A 17326-nucleotide genomic window follows, 5' to 3' on the forward strand; every position below is an offset into this window, starting at 1 on the left:
TTTTAAAACTATAATTTTCAGTTATTTAACTTACAATAATCATTATGAAACAATTTTGGTTTGCCTTTATTTTATTGGCAATAACAAAAATTGCTTCAGCACAAGAATGTACATATACCCTTAAAGGTAATGTAACAGACTATCATGATGGGTCTCCTCTATTTGGTGCACTTATTCAACTGATAGATACCGATGTTGAAGCATATACTGATTTCGATGGTAATTTTACAATTTCAGGACTTTGCGATGGTACTATTCAAGTACAAGTTTCGCATCCTGACTGTGAGAGCATTGTCAAATTAGTAGAAATAAAAGGAAACACAACCACAGCTATTAAGTTAGAGCACCACCTTGAAGAAATTGGTGAAGTGGTAGTAGTTGAAAATAGCAATGTAAAAAAGACCAACTCGGCTTCTGAAGTTACCATAAACACCGCTACTATTCAAAAATATAGTAATGATGGTTTAGGGAATGCTTTAAAAGAAATTAGCGGGGTTTCCTCTTTAAATACAGGAGGCGCCATTGTAAAGCCTGTAATTGATGGTATGCACAGTAGTAGAGTACTTATTATTAATAATGGAGTACGTATGCAAGACCAAGAGTGGGGCGTTGAACATGCACCTAATGTAGATGTAAATACCGCTGAAAACATTACCGTGGTAAAAGGAGCTTCTGCTCTAAAATATGGGGGCGATGCTATTGGGGGTACCATAGTTATAGATGGTACACAACCCATTGCAAAAGACTCTTTATACGGTAAAACCATCTTAACCGGTGTAAGTAATGGTAGAGGCGGCAGTGTTACCTCTTCTCTATTTAAAACCAAAGAAAATGGGTGGTACTACAAAGGGCAAGGTACCTTTAAATATTTAGGAGACTTTGAAGCTCCGGATTATGTATTATCAAACACAGGAAGTAGAGAAAAGGATTTTTCTGTAGGTTTTGGTTTAAGAAAATTTAAATACGGTTTTAATGCTTACTATAGTTTTTACAATACGCAAATTGGTATTTTAACCGCCTCACATATAGGAAGTGTTGGTGATTTAGCAAATGCCTTAGAAAGCAATACTCCGCTAGTGGTAAATGATTTTACCTATACCATACAGGCACCCTACCAAGATGTAACCCATCACCTAGCTAAAGTAGATTTTTATAGGAGGTTTTCTAAACTTGGAAAATTAAGTATTCAGTACGATTTTCAACAAAACAATAGAAAAGAGTATGATATAAGAACAGGTGACGACCGTAACAAAGCTGCTATGGATATGATGCTTAACACGCATTCTTTACAAGCAGATTTTAATTTTGATGCATATAAGCATTATAAATTTTCAGCAGGTATTGCAGGCTCTTATCAAAAAAATACTCCAGACGCTAATACGGGTGTAAGAAGACTTATTCCTGATTATATACAATACAATTTAGGAGCTTATCTAGCTGCAGAACATAGTATTTCTGACAATACTATTTTAGATGCTGGAGTACGGTATGATTATAGACATCTTGATGCTAAAAAATTTTATTTAAAATCTAGATGGGAAGAACGTGGGTATGATGAGGATTTTGAGTCTATTATTATAGGGGAAGAAAATAACCAGTGGTTAGCAAACCCTGTATTCAATTTCCATAATCTTTCAGCTACTTTAGGTTTAAAAACATACTTTACTAATAATACCCAGTTAAACGCCAACATAAGTTTAGCAAGTAGAGCTCCAAATGCATCAGAATTATTTAGTGATGGTTTGCACCACTCCGCTGCTATAATTGAGTTAGGAGATTTACGAATAAAACAAGAGGTAGCAAAAAAGGTAAGTATTGGCTATGCGAAAACTACTGGTAATTTTACCTTCAATGTAAATCCGTATGCCAATTTAATTAATGATTACGTTATTATGCAACCTACTGGTTTACAGCAAACCACACGTGGTGCATTTCCGGTATGGGAATACAGCCAAATTAATGCCTTATTAACGGGTGTAGACTTAAGCTTAGGGTATCAGATTGTACCAACCTTAAAATATAGTACAAAAGCAGCGTACATATATGCTGAAGATTTAGATAATAACAAACCTGTAATTGATATTCCTGGTACTAACTGGAGTAACGGACTTGTGTTTACACAACCTAAATGGAATCAATTTGAAGCAGGTTTGCAATGGGAGACTGTTTTCAAACAAAACAGATATCCTGATAATGATTTTGAAGCTACCATTCCAACTAACAATGGAAATGTTACCAAAACAATTAGAATTAGCGAGCCTCCTAATGGGTATGGACTTTTACACTTTAACACACAGTGTACTGTAAACTGGTTTCGCAAGTCTGATTTAACTATTGGGTTTAGCATACAGAATTTGCTTAATACAAATTATCGAGACTATTTAAACAGACAACGGTATTATGCAGATGACTTAGGTAGAAATTTCAAACTACAATTAACATTTAAATACTAATATTTATAAAATAATTAAATCATGAAAATAATAAAACATTCAATATTAGCTTTAGTAGCAACCATTTCTTTTGTAAGCTGTTCAGATGATGACACACCTCAAGTAATTAATGAGGAAGAAGTGATTACTACAATGAACGTTACACTTACCAGTGGTTCACAAACAGTCACCTTAACATCTCAAGATTTAGATGGAGACGGACCAAATGCACCTGAAATAACTGTTTCTGGTAACCTTGCTGCTAATACAACATATACAGGAAATGTTGAACTATTAAACGAAACTGAAAGTCCTGCAGAAAATGTTACAGAAGAAGTAGAGGAAGAAAACGCAGACCACCAATTTTTCTTTATTTCAACTGGTGCTATTGCAGACACAGATTATGCAGATGTAGATGCTAACGGAGATCCTGTAGGTATTGATTTTACATTAACTACAGGTGATGCAGGTACTGCTACTTTACAAGTAATTTTAAGACACTTACCTGAAAAAGATGCAGAAGGTGTTAGCGATGGAGATATTACCAATGCAAATGGTGAAACCGATTTCCAAGCTGAATTTGAAATAACTGTAGAATAAATAAAATTATAGTACAAAGGGGTAAGCTCACAAAGCATTAAAAACGGAACAATACTTTATTAAGAGACCTACCCCAACGTATTTAATCTTTATATTATTACAGAACAGTCCATACCCATAATCATAGCCTCAAAAGAGGCTATGATTAAATATTTAATCAAAGGCTGTTCCTTCAGATTTTTCTAAGATATAATTACAATGATTAATATCGGTTTGGTTTAATTTTAAAACCCCGGTAATTGTTACAATCTTATCTGTTTTATACACTTCATTTTTAGCAAAGTGTATTTCTATAACCGTTTCTGGTCCACCCCCTCCACAGAAAAAACAAGCAGACATTGGGCTTTTAGATAACATAAAAGATTTAGAACTAGCATCTAAATTCAAAAAATATCCGGTAACACTAATCTCCTTACCCTCTAATTTTTTTATCGCAGGACCAAAAGTAGGTACTAGCACCTCTCCGCCTTCACTTTCAACATACTTAGAGATAAATTTTACATCGGCCAAATCTTTCCATGTAATTTCCTTTTGAGCGTTGGCTCCAAAACTTATTCCTAGTATAAAAAGGAATACTAATTTAATTTTCATCTGCTAATACTTTAGATACATTCATATTAAATATAGGTAGTACTGCCAGTATGGTGGCTAATACTATAACCCCTATTACACTACCTCCTAACCACCATTCTTCAGGCAACAAAAATAGTGTTTTCACATTCATTTTATAACCTGTTTCCATATAGTTCTTTAAAAACCACAACCCTAGTTTACTTAAGCAAATACCAAGTATATAACCTACTACACCAATAACTATTCCTTCTATAAAAACTATAAAAAATAATTGTAGTCGGTTGGCTCCATAAGTTCTCATTAAAGCAATTTCGTAGGTACGTTCTTTTACTACCCTATACAAACTTATAAATATGCTTATCCCCGAGACTATTAAAATAGCTATACCAATTAACGATATCACTTTAAAACCTACCCCCATTAAACCATATAATCGCTCTAGTTCAAACCTTGGTAAAGCCGCCTGCATACCTGGTGTAGCATTCACTCTTCTGGGTATTTGCAACATTCCCATAGGATTTTTAAAAGATACCAACATAGCTGTTACTTCTTTATCTTCTTCATGCTCATGAACCTCACCTCCATGTTCGTGCAAATGCCAAACCGTTTCTAAAGGGGTTACCAATAATTGATCTATAATGGTACCTGTTGACTTTAAAACACCAACAACTTTTAGTTTGTCTTCATGACTTTCAATACCTTCAGTTAATCCATGAGAACTGGTAACCTCATCACCTATCTTTAAATGTAATTTTTCTGCTACAACACTTCCAATAACCAATTCCTTAGAAGCATTAAAAAAGGTTCCCTTAGCTATAGCTGCATTGTAAACATTAAAATATTCCTCTGTAGAACCTACAATGCGGTATCCTTTATAATTATCTCCGTATGAAATAGGTACGGCTGTTTTAATTAAAGGATTACGTACTATTTTTTTTGCTTGATTATAATTGATATTGCCCGTAGGTGCATCAATATGCAATACCGAAGATAAAATTAACTGCAAAGGGCTTCCCTTTGCCCCTATCACCATATCAATATCTAAGATATTAGCATCTACCTGATTTTCATATATCTTCTTTAAATGAAAAGCCGCACTAATTAAAGCTATACTAAGTGCTAATAACAGCACACTTAAAAAAGCATTTAAGGGCTTAAACCGTATGTTTTTAATTCCTAGTTTCCAAAGATTCATAACATAATGGTATTAGCAAAGTATTCTTTAATTCGATGGTCATGGGTAATTACCACTAGGTTGGCTTGTTTTTCTTTAGCATAAGTACTTAATAGTTCAATTACATTTTTTGCATTTTCATCATCTAAACTAGCTGTAGGTTCATCGGCCAATATTACGTCGGGTTTATTACACAAAGCTATAGCTATAGACAAGCGTTGCTTTTGCCCTTCACTTAACTCACGTACCTTACTGTTTATTTTTTCAGCCAACCCCAAAGTAGTTAAGATGTCTTTAATTTCAGCATCACTTACACTCGCTTTTGAGAAGAATAACTTTGCCTTAATATTATCAATTACCGATAAAGACTTAATAAAAGTTCCTTTTTGAAAAACAATACCAATATGCTTACCTCTAAAAGCATCTAATTTCTTTTGTGATAACTTATCTATAGCAACATTCTGAATATTTATAGTACCTGCAGTAGGCTTTAACAAGCCACCAAGTAAATGAAGCAAGGTTGTTTTTCCTACCCCAGACGGCCCTAATATCAAAAGATTTTCATGAAACGAAAGGGTTATATCAGGAAAGGTTAGTTGTACATTTGGGGTGTAATGATAACTAAGGGTTTTGGTTTGTAACATACCGTAAAACTAAGAATATTTGAGAAGGTTTTAAAAAAGAAAAGCACCTAAAAAGGTGCTTTTTATTTATGATCTTACTCTAATAGGAATCATCCTACCGGTATGTTTATCTTCATCGGATTTTATAATATAAGTATACACCCACATTAACGTAAAGGTTGGTATAAAATCTAAACCAGGTAACCCCTCCTCTATTACAGAAATTATTGAGGCTACTTTACCAGAAAAACCTTTATACATTCTAGTCATAATATAACCTGAAATAGGCGCCCATAAAATATCTGAAAACTCACCAAATAAAGGAAATGCAAAAGACAATAACCCTATTATATCTAATACTATACTTAACACTAAATACTTCTTCTTTTTCTCTTTCATCTATTCATTAATTTATATACTCATACCTTCAAAAATGATACCAATAAATATACAACTATCTTTTCTAATAAATATTACTTTAACTTATCAGAATAATAACTTTGTAACTTATTTATTTTAGGATTTATGACTAATTGGCAATAAGGTTGCGATTTATTAGCATCATAATAGTTAAAATGATAGTCTTCTGCCAAGTAAAATGGTGAAGCCATACTCACTTTGGTTACTATAGGATCTCTAAAAATTTTTTCTTTGGTTAACCATGCTATAAAAGCGGTTGCTTTTTCCTTTTGTTCTTCATTTATGCAAAAAATTTCAGAGCGGTATTGCGTTCCCACGTCTGCTCCTTGCTTATTTAAAGTAGTAGGATCATGGGTTGCAAAAAACACTTCTAATAAAAACTCATAAGAAACCTTTTCAGCATCATAATCAATTTTAACAGCCTCTGCATGTCCAGTTATACCCATAGCTACTTCTCGGTAACACGGATTTTTTATTTTACCCCCAATGTAGCCTGGTAAAACCTCTAAAACGCCATCAATTCTTTTAAAAACAGCTTCTGTACACCAAAAACATCCTCCAGCAAAAATTGCAGTTTCTGTAGTATTATCCATTCTATAAAATTATTATAATTGTCTAACTATAGCTACCATTTTAACGTATAATTAGTAAGTCAGTATTTTTAATATCAAATATTAGTCTCACATTTGTACTCAAGATTTAGAAAGCCATTATGATTACAGCAAAAAATATTCATAAATCCTTTGGAAAATTAGAAGTGCTAAAGGGTGTAAACTTACAAATACAAAAGGGAGAAGTAGTAGCCATTGTAGGCTCTAGTGGTGCTGGTAAAACCACCCTTTTGCAAATTTTAGGTACACTTGACAACCCAGATAAACTAAACACAAGTGAACTTATCATAAATGATATTGCTGTAACCAACCTAAAGAATAATCAGCTTTCTAAATTTAGAAATAACCACATTGGCTTTATATTTCAATTTCATCAATTATTACCGGAATTTACAGCTTTAGAAAACATTTGTATCCCTGCATTTATAAAAGGAACCTCAAAAAAAGAAGCTACCGAAAGAGCTATGGAATTGTTGCAGTTTTTAGGTTTAGAAAAAAGAGCCAACCACAAACCAAGCGAACTTTCAGGCGGAGAACAACAACGTGTTGCTGTGGCTAGGGCTTTAATAAATAATCCCTCAGTAGTTTTTGCAGATGAACCCTCTGGTAATTTAGATTCTGAATCAGCAGAAAATTTACACAATCTGTTTTTTGAGTTAAGAGATAAATTAGGACAAACCTTTGTGATTGTAACTCATAACAGAGAGTTAGCCGCTATGGCAGATAGAAAATTAACCATGGTAGATGGTAATATTATTAACTAAAAACATTTTGCTTTGACACAAGTACCTTTAGAACCATCTCTATTAAAAGAGTTTCTGGATGAAAAAGTTACACTATACAACAACCCTGATTTTATTGAAACAGACCCCATTCAAATTCCTCATAACTTCACCAAAAAAGAGGATATTGAAATAGCAGGTTTTTTAACTGCTACCATTGCTTGGGGCAATAGAAAAAGCATTATTACCAATGCCAAAAAGTTCATGGATATTATGGGGAATGACCCGTATGATTTTGTAATGAGTTTTTCTAAAAACGATATTCCAAAATTTGAAGGATTTGTGCACAGAACCTTTAATAGCATTGATGCCGCCTATTTTATAGAGAGCTTACAAAACATTTATGCAAACCACAACGGATTAGAAAATGTTTTTGCTGCACATATAGAAGCCCAATCACTACAACCTGCTATTACTGCTTTTAAAAATATATTTTTCTCTATAGACCATCCGCAAAGAACTACCAAACACATTTCTGACCCTGCTAAAAATTCGGCAGCAAAACGTATTAATATGTTTCTCCGATGGATGGCAAGAAAAGACAACGCGGGTGTAGACTTTGGTATTTGGAACAGCATACCCACCTCTCACCTTTCTTGTCCGTTAGATGTACACTCTGGTAATGTTGCTAGAAAATTAGGATTACTAAACAGAAAGCAAAACGACGCAAAAGCGCTGAATCTTCTTGATGAGGCTTTAAGAAAATTAGACCCTCTAGATCCAGTGAAGTATGATTTTGCGCTATTTGGATTGGGTGTATTCGAGAAATTATGATTTTCTTAACATTTTTTAGTATTTTTGACCCATAGTTGTTATTGATGTTGAAAAATGAAACCTGCAGTAGATATACATGAAGTAAAGCGCTTGAAAGATATTAAGCGACTTCAAATTCTTGATTCACTTCCTGAAAAAGATTTTGATGAAATTACTAAACTAGCTTCTGAGATATGTGGAACTCCCGTAGCTCTTATTTCTATTATTGATAAAGACAGACAATGGTTTAAGTCTAAAGTAGGATTTGAAATATCCGAAACACCAAGAAATTTAGCATTTTGCAACTATGCTATAGAAGATCCTTACAACATTTTAGAAGTACCTAATGCTTTAGAAGATGAACGGTTTGCTACCAACCCTTTAGTATATGGAGAGAATCCTGTAATTTCTTATACAGGGATTCCCCTAATTAGTGAAAACGGATTTGCTTTAGGTACACTTTGCACCATAGACCACAAACCAAAATCATTAACAGCAGAACAAAAGGATAGTTTAAAAATATTAGCTTCTCAAGTAGTTAGAATATTTGAGTTAAGAAAAGCCAATCTTGAACTGAATGCAACTTCTAAAGCTTTAAAGAAGAGATATAAAGAACTAGAAATGTTTGCAGGCGTAGTGTCTCACGACATGAAATCTCCATTGGCAAATATTACATTAACCATTGATACACTTAGAAAAAAGTTAGAATTATATGAAATTGAAGATAAAACCATAGAAACCTATCTTCAATATCTTAAAACTAGTTCTCTTTCTTTAAGTGATTATATCCAGGGGATGTTAGACTATTATAAAAGCGACCATACCTCTCATGACGAAATTGAACGTATAAAGCTTAGACCTTTGGTGAAAAGAATTATTAGCATGATAGATGTTGATAACAGCTATAAAATTAAATTACCCAAAAAAGGCACCCATATTTTTGCTAACACACAAGCTATAAATCAGATATTATTAAATATTATTACCAATAGCATTAAGTATTGCGATAAAGACCACCCTGAGGTGAAAATTAGTTTTACCGAAGAAAAAAATACGTATACCTTTAAAATTTCAGATAACGGACCAGGTATTAAAAAAGAAGATCAGTCTAAAATATTTGAACTTTTTAATAACCTGAATAGTACTGATAGATTTGGTAATAGAGGTACTGGTATCGGGTTGGCTACAGTGAAAAAAATTGTAGATACCATTGAAGGTAATATTTCAATAGACTCAGTAGTAGGTGAAGGCACTACCTTTAACATAACCATTCCTAAACCTTATGAAATGATAGTTGTTGCCTAATTATATGTAATCCTTATTTACTTATTTTAAAAATAACTTTATATTTGAGCATAATATAATTTGGAATGCAGTTTAAACATCCGGAACTTTTTTGGGCACTATTACTACTTATTATTCCTATTATTGTTCATTTATTTCAATTAAGAAAATTTCAAAAAGTTTGGTTTACCAACGTTGCATTTTTAAAAGAGATAAAGTTACAAACACGTAAGAGCGAAAAATTAAAAAAGTGGTTGATTCTATTCACTAGATTAGCAGCATTAGCGGCCTTGGTTTTTGCCTTTACAGAACCTTTTCTACCTAATAAAAATGCTGTTTCTTCTTCCTTAGAAAAAGAAACAGTTATTTATATAGACAACTCCTTTAGTATGCAAGCTAAAGGTAAAAAAGGTCCCCTATTTAAAAGAGCCATACAAAACATTATTAGCAATCTTGATGCTAGTAATAATTTTACGCTATTTACTAACAATAGTACTTTTAGTAATACCAATCTTTCAGACATTAAAAATACATTGCTAGATTTACCCTATAGCAACGAGCAATTAACCTATAAAGAAGCTTACCTGAAAGGAGTTTCTTCATTCTCTAGCAAAGTCAACACCGAAAAGAATTTCATTTTTATTTCAGACTTTCAAGAAAAAGAAATTGAACCTAATTTTTCGTTAGAATCAACTATTCAAACACACTTTGTTCAAGAAACACCTGAGTATCTTCAAAACATTAGTATCGATTCAGTTTACATATCTAAAAGAGAGGCTGGGAATATTGAGGTAACTTCTTTAATTTCTTCTCAAGAACCTGTAGAGAATGTTACTATTTCTTTGGTTAACCAAGAGCAAACCATAGGAAAAACTGCAACCTCCATAGAAAAAAATAAAACGGCTAAAGCTATTTTTAGTGTACCAGAAAACACCGAGTTTAGTGGTTATTTAGCCTTAGAAGACGAAAGCTTACCATACGATAACAAACTATATTTTAGCATTCATAAACCTGAAAAAATTAACATAGCCTCTATTAATGAAGCTACTGCTAATTTTTTAAACAGACTATATGCTAATGATGAAGAGTTTAATTACCTAGCTCAAGACTATACAAGTATTGATTACAACAACATTTCTAATCAAAATCTTCTAGTTATAAATGAGTTGAAGAATTTTAATTCTGGCTTTATAAATACGGTTAGAACATTTGCCCGTAATGGCGGACATGTTGTAGTTATACCTTCTAAAGAAAGTAATATAGAACAATACAATAGTTTATTACAAGATACGCATATTACATTTCAACAACTAAATAACCAGCAACGGCATATTACTGATATAAAATTTGAACATCCTTTGTTTTCAAATGTATTTGAGAAATCTGTAGACAATTTTCAATATCCCAACCTAAAGGAGTCATTTGAATTAACAGGAGGACATATTGCGTTAGCCTTAGAAGATCAAAATGCTTTTTTAACAACAGAAGGTAATTATAGTGTATTTGCCGCACCTCTAAACAAGGATAATACTAACTTTACCGAATTGAGAGATTTAGTAGTTCCTACTTTCTACAATCTAGGAAAGCAAAGTTTACAGTTACCTACATTATATTATTGTATTAACAAAACAAACAATATTGAGGTTACTACACAATTACAAGAAGATACCGTATTAGAGATAAAGGGAAATGAAACCTCGTTTATACCTTTACAAAAGGCACTACCTAACAAAGTACGTATAACCACCAATGAATTACCCGAAACATCTGGTAATTACAATATTAGCTACAATAATAATAGCCTTACTCCAATTAGTTATAACTATAAAAGAATTGAGGGTAATTTAAGCTACTTTGACTTAAGCAATTACAACTTAGAAACTCAAAACAATATTCCAGATTTATTAAACAATTTAAAATCTGACACGAATAATAACGAGCTTTGGAAATGGTTTGTTATTTTTGCAATAATTTGCCTGTGCATTGAAATGTTCATCATAAAATTTCTTAAATGAAAACGCTTTTAAAGTCAGCCACTATAATAGATTCCTCAGGAACATATAACAATCAAACTAAAGACATTTTAATAGTAGACGGTATCATTACCAAAATTGAAGATACCATTACCGAAGAAGGTGCTACTGTAGTAGAATTACCTAATTTACATGTTTCAAACGGATGGTTTGATAGTAGTGTAAGTTTTGGTGAACCGGGTTACGAAGAATGTGAAACACTAGAAAATGGTACGTATACTGCCGCTAAAAGTGGTTTTACTTCTATCTTATTAAACCCTAAAACAAAACCAGTTACAGATAACAAATCGGCTATTAGTTATGTAATTTCTAAAACGCAAGATACAGGAGTTAATGTACACCCTATAGGGGCTTTAACCATGAAAAGCGAAAGCGTTGACCTTGCTGAATTATATGACATGGCTTCAGGAGGTGCAGTTGCATTTGGCGACTTTAAAACGCCTCTTGAAAATCCGAATCTATTAAAAATTGCATTGTTATACGCCCAAAATTTTGATGCACTAATTATGTCGTTCCCTAATGAAAAACTAATTGCAGGGAAAGGTGTAATGAATGAGCATATAGCAAGTACGCGTTTAGGGTTAAAAGGGATACCTGCTTTGGCAGAATCTTTACATGTAGCTAGAGATTTATATATTTTAGAATACACAGGAGGTAAGCTACACATACCTACTATTTCTACTACGGCTTCAGTAGAACTAATTAAAGCTGCTAAAGAAAAAGGATTAGATGTTACTTGTAGTGTGGCAATTCATAATTTATTCTTTACGGACGATGCTTTAGAAGAATTTGACACTAGATTTAAAGTAATGCCTCCATTAAGAACTCAAAGCGATGTAGATACATTAAAAGCTGCCGTTGCTGAAGGTATTATTGATTATGTAACCACAGACCACACCCCTATTGATATTGAAAACAAAAAGCTAGAATTTGATTTAGCAGAATATGGTACAATTGGTTTAGAAAGTGCTTTTGGTGCATTAAATAAGTTATTTGGAGCGCAAAAAGCTGTGGAATTACTAACCAAAGGTAAAGACCGATTTAACGTTGATAACAGCCATATCAAGGTTTCAGAAAAAGCACAATTAACGTTATTTAACCCGATAAAAGAATATACGTTTTCTAAAGAACATATTTTATCTAGCTCTAAAAACAGTGCCTTTTTAAATAGTAAATTATTAGGTGAGGTTTACGGAATTTACAATAACTCAAAGTTGATTATCGAATAAAGATTCATGGAAGAAGATAAAACGTTAGCAATTATATCATACCTAACATTTTTAGGAACCATCTTAGCTTATTTTATGAACTTGGAAAAAAGAAGTGAACTTGTATTTTTCCATGTACGTCAAATGCTAGGTATGTTTCTAATTTTCCTTATTGCACAAATTATATCATACGTTAACATATACATTAGCCTAGGATTTTGGCTTTTAAATTTTGCTTGTTGGTGTATAGGTATGGTTGCAGCAGTTCAAGGAAAAAGACAGCCTATTCCAATTATTGGGGCATACTTTCAAAAATGGTTTCACGCAATAGGAAAATACAATGCATAATTTAAGTTTACATCATTTAACAAGACCCGCTACTACAGTAACCTCAGAAACACCTGTACTATTTATGTTTCATGGGTATGGTAGTAACGAAGAAGATTTATTTTCTTTTGCATCTGAATTGCCTTCAGACATTTTTATAATCTCTGCTCAGGCTCCTTATCCACTACCTCCGCAGGGGTATGCTTGGTATGCGCTAGAGTTTGATATTAATGGTGCTAAATGGAGTGATGATGAACAGGCAAGACAATCTAGAGACCTTATTGCTAATTTCATTACAGAAGCTTGCGAAGCATACAGCTTAAACCCAAACAATGTTACCCTATTAGGCTTTAGCCAAGGCACCATACTTAGTTACGCTGTAGCCCTATCCTACCCTGAAAAGGTTAAAAATGTAATTGCCTTAAGTGGTTATGTAAACAACGATCTTTTAGCTGTTAATTATAAAGAAAAAGATCATTCTAATCTCAACATTTACGTATCTCATGGTACAGTAGATCAAGTGTTACCAATTGAATGGGCAAGAAAATCTAAAAACACCTTAGATGAACTTTCTATAAAGTATATTTTTGAAGAATATCCTGTGGGGCATGGTGTAGCGCCACAAAATTTCTATTCTTTTAAAAACTGGTTAGAAACGGTAAAATAATTACCGTTTTTTAAACCTATTCTGCTTCTGTATTCTTTTTTCCTGATAACAAGGATAAAAGAATACCAAAAAGTAGTGATGCACCAATTACTACAAGAGACACCCACTCTTCTACCTCAATATCAAACCCTGCTAATATTAACTTTACTCCTACAAAAGATAAAATAACCACCAGGCTATAATGTAACATTTCAAATTTCTTCAGCATATTAGCCAAGAAAAAGTACATAGATCGTAACCCTAAAATAGCCATAATATTAGAGCTAAAAACTAAGAAAGAATCTCTTGTAATACCTAATATAGCCGGTATGCTATCTAAGGCAAACAAAATATCGGTAAACTCTATAATAATTAACGCTACTAAAAGTGGCGTAGCTATCCTTTTTCCATTTTCACGAACAAAAAAATGTTCTTTATGAATTTCTTTACTAACCGGAATAATTTTACTGATCTGCTTATACAAAAAAGACTCTTTTGGGTTATAGCCTTCTTCATGACCAGAAAATAGCATTTTGATAGCCGTATACATTAAAAATCCGCCAAAAATATAGGTTAACCACTCAAACTTATTTATTAGCGTAACCCCAAAAATAATCATAGCGGCTCTAAAAATAATAGCTCCTAAAATACCCCAAAACAAAACTCTATGCTGGTATTTTTGAGGAATTTTAAACGATGAAAATATAACGGCTATCACAAAAATATTATCTACACTTAAAGATAATTCTATTAAATATCCTGTAATATATTTTATCATAGCCTTAGAAGGCGTTAACCCCTCTACATTAGCTATCCATTCATTTTTATAAATAAAATAAATAGCTACCGAGAAAAGCATAGCTACCGAAACCCAAACTACTGTCCAAATACCTGCTTCCTTATTAGAAATTACATGAGCATTTTTATTAAACACACCTAAATCTAAAGCTAAGAACAACAGAACTAAGCCAATAAATAAAATCCAAATCATAAAATAGTTTGCTAAAATCTTAAGAGTATAAAACGTGTGCTATGGTAGTAAAATCAACCGTTTTATCATCATTTATAAAATATTCAATCATCAATTGCCCCCAGTTCTTACCATCGGTAAAATCACAAATAACCCATCTATGATTTAAAACTTTCACTTTATTTATACGCATAGTCCCATTAGTACCCACATAAGGTATCAAAGGATTTCCATTTGCATTTAAAGTATTTGTTTCAATCAATTTATCAGCTACAAACTTGGAAACATCCGGAATATCATTACCATAAAAATAATCTAGTGCCTGGTTATCATTTTCTAAAGAAAAATAATCAGTATCAGCCAAGGTTATAGTAACACTCTTTAAAGAATCTTGAAGTTTCTTAGCGTCTTCCTTCAATCTTTTATTTTCTATATGCAATTCATTAATGGTATTACCTGTTTCTACATAAGCCTTTTTAGCATTCACAAATTGAAACAGCAACAGCAACACTGCAAAAATGAAAAGGTAAAGGAATATTTGTTTTTTCATAATAACTACGTCTAAATTTTATATAGAAATTTTTAAATTATCGTATGCTAAAAATACATTTTCAGGCAGCCTTTCTTCTACCTCTGCATGAAAACCTAACAAATGGCTTATATGAGTAAAATAAGTTCTTTCAGGCTTTACTTTTTCAACAAATTCAAGTGCTTCTTCCAAATTAAAATGCGAATGGTGCGGTTCTATTCTCAAGGCATTCACCACTAAAACCTTTAAATTTTTCAACTTTTCAACCTCGCTATCTTCAATAGTTTTCACATCGGTTAAATAAGCAAAATCAAAAAATCGAAAACCATACACTTGCAACCTGTTATGCATTGCATTTATAGGTGTTACAAAGGTATTACCTATTTTAAAAGGTTGGTTATCTATTACAAATTCTTTAACAGCAGGAGCACCAGGATATCTGTTTTCAGTAGCAAAAATATACGCAAACCTAATTTTCAATTGTTCTAAAACACGTGGATGTGCATAGATAGGTATATCTCCTTGTCTAAAGAAAAAAGGTCTTATATCATCTAGCCCCGCAGTATGGTCTGCATGCTCATGGGTAAACAAAATACCATCTACTTTTTTTACGTTATTCTGCAACATCTGTATTCTAAAATCTGGCCCGCAATCTATCACATAAGAAAAATCATCCCATTCTACTAAAACAGAAACTCTTAATCGTTTATCTCTACTATCTTCACTTAAACATACCGGATGATCACTACCTATAATAGGAATTCCTTGAGAGGTACCCGTCCCTAAAAACGTAACTTCCATGACACTATTTTTAGTCAAATTTATGAGTTTTTTAATGAATACATGCCGAAACTTTTTAACTTTGTGAAAACCAGAACAAACAAAAATGGCTATTATACTTAAAGGAGATAAAGAAATTGAAAACATCCCTTCAATAAAAGCTAAGTCGTTACGCATAAACTTAAACAACGAGATTTACGGAACTTTTGCTGAAATTGGTGCAGGACAAGAAACGGTGCGAAACTTTTTTAGAGCCGGTGGCGCATCTGGTACCATAGCAAAAGCAATGAGTGCTTATGACAAAGATTTTAGTGATGCCATTTATGGCAACGAAGATGATGGAAGGTATGTAACCGAGCCTCGCTTGAAAAAAATGTTAAGTCATGAAATGAACTTAATGGAAGAGCGACTTAGACATAAATACCCAGAAAGATTATTTTTTGCTTACGCAAACACCGTTGCTACTATCGATTTTGCAAAAAAGTATAAAGGCCACGGATGGGTTGGTATACGCTATCAAGTAGACCACCAAGAAGATTATAACGAAATTATACTTCATATTCGTTTTCACCAAACGGAGGCCAGACTTCAACAGGAAACATTAGGAAAATTAGGAGTTAACCTAATTTATGGAGCTTTTTACAAGCATAACAAACCTAAAAAGCTTTTAAAATACCTCTATGACCACTTAGAAAGAGATACTATTGAAATAGATACTATTAACTTTTCTGGTCCTAGATTTAAAGATGTAGACAACCGTTTAATGAGTTTACAACTAGTTAAAAACGGAATGACCGAGGCGGTTATGTTTGACAAGTTTGGAAAAAACATTTTACCAGCTGCCTTGCTATACAAAAAGAATGTATTGGCATTACGCGGTAGTTTTAGACCCGTTACCAAAGTAAATATGAGTATGTACAAGGAATCTTATGAAATGTTCCTTGCAGAAAATAAAGTAGATAGAGATAAGGCTGAAGTAATTTTTGAAATTACACTCTCCAACCTTAAATCAATGGGAGAAATTGATGAGGAAGATTTTATTGATAGAGCTGATTTACTTTGTTCATTAGGGCAAACGGTAATGATATCTAACTTTAAAGAATACTATCGTGTTGTAGAATATTTCTCTAATTACACCAAAGCTAGAATGGGATTAGCTATGGGGGTAAACAACTTAGTAGAAATTTTTAACGAAAACTATTATCGTCATCTTAGTGGTGGTATCTTAGAGGCTTTTGGTAAATTGTTCTACCGAGACCTTAAAGTTTACCTACACCCTATGAAAGATAGCGAAACGGGCCAAATTATAGATAGTGATAGTCTAAAAGTACATCCTAGAATGAAAGAGCTTTATAAGTTCTTTAAGTTTAATGGTAAAGTTGTAGACATCACTAATTTTGATCCTGAATCATTAGATATTTTCTCAAGAGAAGTACTTCTTAAAATTGAAGAAGGTAGTAACGATTGGCAAGATATGTTACCAGAGGGTATTGCAGAATTAATTATGAAAAAAGGCCTTTTTGGATATCCTGCAAAAAGCACTACCGAAGAAACTACATAAAAATGAATACTTACGTGTAA

The 17326-nt window shown here is 32.7% G+C and carries 18 protein-coding genes; 10 read left to right on the top strand and 8 right to left on the bottom strand.

What is annotated here, in order from left to right:
- Positions 1-44: 44 nt before the first annotated feature.
- Positions 45-2453 carry a TonB-dependent receptor gene (locus Y10_RS10445; RefSeq protein ID WP_281765330.1) on the top strand — a complete coding sequence of 803 codons (2409 nt, stop codon included), beginning with the start codon at positions 45-47 and terminating at the stop codon, positions 2451-2453.
- Positions 2454-2474: 21 nt separating this feature from the next.
- Positions 2475-3032 carry a type 1 periplasmic binding fold superfamily protein gene (locus Y10_RS10450; protein WP_281765331.1) on the top strand — a complete coding sequence of 186 codons (558 nt, stop codon included), beginning with the start codon at positions 2475-2477 and terminating at the stop codon, positions 3030-3032.
- Between the two features lie 153 nt (positions 3033-3185).
- On the opposite strand, the gene Y10_RS10455 is transcribed toward Y10_RS10450, so the two are convergent.
- From Y10_RS10455 to msrA, 5 genes are all read right to left on the bottom strand, one after another.
- On the bottom strand, positions 3186-3623 hold the full coding sequence (locus Y10_RS10455; protein WP_281765332.1) for a hypothetical protein: 438 nt from the start codon (positions 3621-3623) through the stop codon (positions 3186-3188).
- Positions 3613-4800, bottom strand: a complete 1188-nt coding sequence (locus tag Y10_RS10460) for an ABC transporter permease (RefSeq protein WP_281765333.1) — start codon at positions 4798-4800, stop codon at positions 3613-3615. Before Y10_RS10460 ends, Y10_RS10455 begins: the two co-directional genes overlap by 11 nt.
- Positions 4797-5423, bottom strand: a complete 627-nt coding sequence (locus Y10_RS10465) for an ABC transporter ATP-binding protein (protein WP_281765334.1) — start codon at positions 5421-5423, stop codon at positions 4797-4799. The genes Y10_RS10460 and Y10_RS10465 overlap by 4 nt, the downstream gene beginning before the upstream one ends.
- Before the next feature lie 66 nt (positions 5424-5489).
- Complete coding sequence (locus Y10_RS10470; protein WP_281765335.1) at positions 5490-5801, bottom strand: hypothetical protein; 312 nt, start codon at positions 5799-5801, stop codon at positions 5490-5492.
- Between the two features lie 74 nt (positions 5802-5875).
- Positions 5876-6415 carry a peptide-methionine (S)-S-oxide reductase MsrA gene (gene msrA, locus Y10_RS10475; protein WP_281765336.1) on the bottom strand — a complete coding sequence of 180 codons (540 nt, stop codon included), beginning with the start codon at positions 6413-6415 and terminating at the stop codon, positions 5876-5878.
- A 119-nt stretch (positions 6416-6534) separates the two neighbouring features.
- Between msrA and Y10_RS10480 the strand changes: the two genes are divergently transcribed.
- From Y10_RS10480 to Y10_RS10510, 7 genes are all read left to right on the top strand, one after another.
- Positions 6535-7197 (top strand): ABC transporter ATP-binding protein, encoded by a 663-nt coding sequence (locus Y10_RS10480; protein WP_281765337.1) that lies wholly within the window; start codon positions 6535-6537, stop codon positions 7195-7197.
- Between the two features lie 12 nt (positions 7198-7209).
- Complete coding sequence (locus Y10_RS10485) at positions 7210-7989, top strand: TIGR02757 family protein (protein WP_281765338.1); 780 nt, start codon at positions 7210-7212, stop codon at positions 7987-7989.
- 54 nt (positions 7990-8043) lie between these two features.
- On the top strand, positions 8044-9273 hold the full coding sequence (locus Y10_RS10490; RefSeq protein WP_281765339.1) for a GAF domain-containing sensor histidine kinase: 1230 nt from the start codon (positions 8044-8046) through the stop codon (positions 9271-9273).
- A 65-nt stretch (positions 9274-9338) separates the two neighbouring features.
- Positions 9339-11267: a BatA domain-containing protein gene (locus Y10_RS10495; protein WP_281765340.1), complete on the top strand. Its 1929-nt coding sequence runs from the start codon at positions 9339-9341 to the stop codon at positions 11265-11267.
- Positions 11264-12514, top strand: a complete 1251-nt coding sequence (locus Y10_RS10500; RefSeq protein WP_281765341.1) for a dihydroorotase — start codon at positions 11264-11266, stop codon at positions 12512-12514. The genes Y10_RS10495 and Y10_RS10500 overlap by 4 nt, the downstream gene beginning before the upstream one ends.
- A gap of 6 nt (positions 12515-12520) precedes the next feature.
- Positions 12521-12841, top strand: coding sequence for a DUF4870 domain-containing protein (locus Y10_RS10505; RefSeq protein WP_281765342.1), 321 nt, complete (start codon positions 12521-12523; stop codon positions 12839-12841).
- A complete protein-coding gene (locus Y10_RS10510) occupies positions 12834-13487 on the top strand; it encodes an alpha/beta hydrolase (protein ID WP_281765343.1) in 654 nt (217 codons plus the stop codon). Before Y10_RS10505 ends, Y10_RS10510 begins: the two co-directional genes overlap by 8 nt.
- A gap of 16 nt (positions 13488-13503) precedes the next feature.
- On the opposite strand, the gene Y10_RS10515 is transcribed toward Y10_RS10510, so the two are convergent.
- The 3 genes from Y10_RS10515 to Y10_RS10525 are packed head-to-tail and all read right to left on the bottom strand — an operon-like array spanning position 13504 to position 15766.
- The gene (locus Y10_RS10515) at positions 13504-14457 is read right to left on the bottom strand and encodes a TerC/Alx family metal homeostasis membrane protein (RefSeq protein ID WP_281765344.1); all 954 of its coding nucleotides are present in this window, start codon (positions 14455-14457) and stop codon (positions 13504-13506) included.
- A gap of 19 nt (positions 14458-14476) precedes the next feature.
- On the bottom strand, positions 14477-14986 hold the full coding sequence (locus Y10_RS10520) for a hydrolase (RefSeq protein WP_281765345.1): 510 nt from the start codon (positions 14984-14986) through the stop codon (positions 14477-14479).
- 18 nt (positions 14987-15004) lie between these two features.
- Complete coding sequence (locus Y10_RS10525) at positions 15005-15766, bottom strand: MBL fold metallo-hydrolase (protein WP_281765346.1); 762 nt, start codon at positions 15764-15766, stop codon at positions 15005-15007.
- 85 nt (positions 15767-15851) lie between these two features.
- Between Y10_RS10525 and Y10_RS10530 the strand changes: the two genes are divergently transcribed.
- A complete protein-coding gene (locus Y10_RS10530) occupies positions 15852-17306 on the top strand; it encodes a TonB-dependent receptor (RefSeq protein ID WP_281765347.1) in 1455 nt (484 codons plus the stop codon).
- The last annotated feature ends 20 nt before the right edge of the window (positions 17307-17326 follow it).

The organism is Neptunitalea lumnitzerae (genome assembly GCF_027924185.1).
Classification (GTDB): Bacteria; Bacteroidota; Bacteroidia; order Flavobacteriales; family Flavobacteriaceae; genus Neptunitalea; species Neptunitalea lumnitzerae.

What these genes read in the sequence shown, in the direction of transcription:
- Y10_RS10445 (WP_281765330.1), top strand. Translation starts at nt 45, where the DNA reads ATGAAACAATTTTGGTTTGCCTTTATTTTATTGGCAATAACAAAAATT.
- Y10_RS10450 (WP_281765331.1), top strand. Translation starts at nt 2,475, where the DNA reads ATGAAAATAATAAAACATTCAATATTAGCTTTAGTAGCAACCATTTCT.
- Y10_RS10455 (WP_281765332.1), bottom strand. Translation starts at nt 3,623, where the DNA reads ATGAAAATTAAATTAGTATTCCTTTTTATACTAGGAATAAGTTTTGGA.
- Y10_RS10460 (WP_281765333.1), bottom strand. Translation starts at nt 4,800, where the DNA reads ATGAATCTTTGGAAACTAGGAATTAAAAACATACGGTTTAAGCCCTTA.
- Y10_RS10465 (WP_281765334.1), bottom strand. Translation starts at nt 5,423, where the DNA reads ATGTTACAAACCAAAACCCTTAGTTATCATTACACCCCAAATGTACAA.
- Y10_RS10470 (WP_281765335.1), bottom strand. Translation starts at nt 5,801, where the DNA reads ATGAAAGAGAAAAAGAAGAAGTATTTAGTGTTAAGTATAGTATTAGAT.
- msrA (WP_281765336.1), bottom strand. Translation starts at nt 6,415, where the DNA reads ATGGATAATACTACAGAAACTGCAATTTTTGCTGGAGGATGTTTTTGG.
- Y10_RS10480 (WP_281765337.1), top strand. Translation starts at nt 6,535, where the DNA reads ATGATTACAGCAAAAAATATTCATAAATCCTTTGGAAAATTAGAAGTG.
- Y10_RS10490 (WP_281765339.1), top strand. Translation starts at nt 8,044, where the DNA reads ATGAAACCTGCAGTAGATATACATGAAGTAAAGCGCTTGAAAGATATT.
- Y10_RS10495 (WP_281765340.1), top strand. Translation starts at nt 9,339, where the DNA reads ATGCAGTTTAAACATCCGGAACTTTTTTGGGCACTATTACTACTTATT.
- Y10_RS10500 (WP_281765341.1), top strand. Translation starts at nt 11,264, where the DNA reads ATGAAAACGCTTTTAAAGTCAGCCACTATAATAGATTCCTCAGGAACA.
- Y10_RS10505 (WP_281765342.1), top strand. Translation starts at nt 12,521, where the DNA reads ATGGAAGAAGATAAAACGTTAGCAATTATATCATACCTAACATTTTTA.
- Y10_RS10510 (WP_281765343.1), top strand. Translation starts at nt 12,834, where the DNA reads ATGCATAATTTAAGTTTACATCATTTAACAAGACCCGCTACTACAGTA.
- Y10_RS10515 (WP_281765344.1), bottom strand. Translation starts at nt 14,457, where the DNA reads ATGATTTGGATTTTATTTATTGGCTTAGTTCTGTTGTTCTTAGCTTTA.
- Y10_RS10520 (WP_281765345.1), bottom strand. Translation starts at nt 14,986, where the DNA reads ATGAAAAAACAAATATTCCTTTACCTTTTCATTTTTGCAGTGTTGCTG.
- Y10_RS10525 (WP_281765346.1), bottom strand. Translation starts at nt 15,766, where the DNA reads ATGGAAGTTACGTTTTTAGGGACGGGTACCTCTCAAGGAATTCCTATT.
- Y10_RS10530 (WP_281765347.1), top strand. Translation starts at nt 15,852, where the DNA reads ATGGCTATTATACTTAAAGGAGATAAAGAAATTGAAAACATCCCTTCA.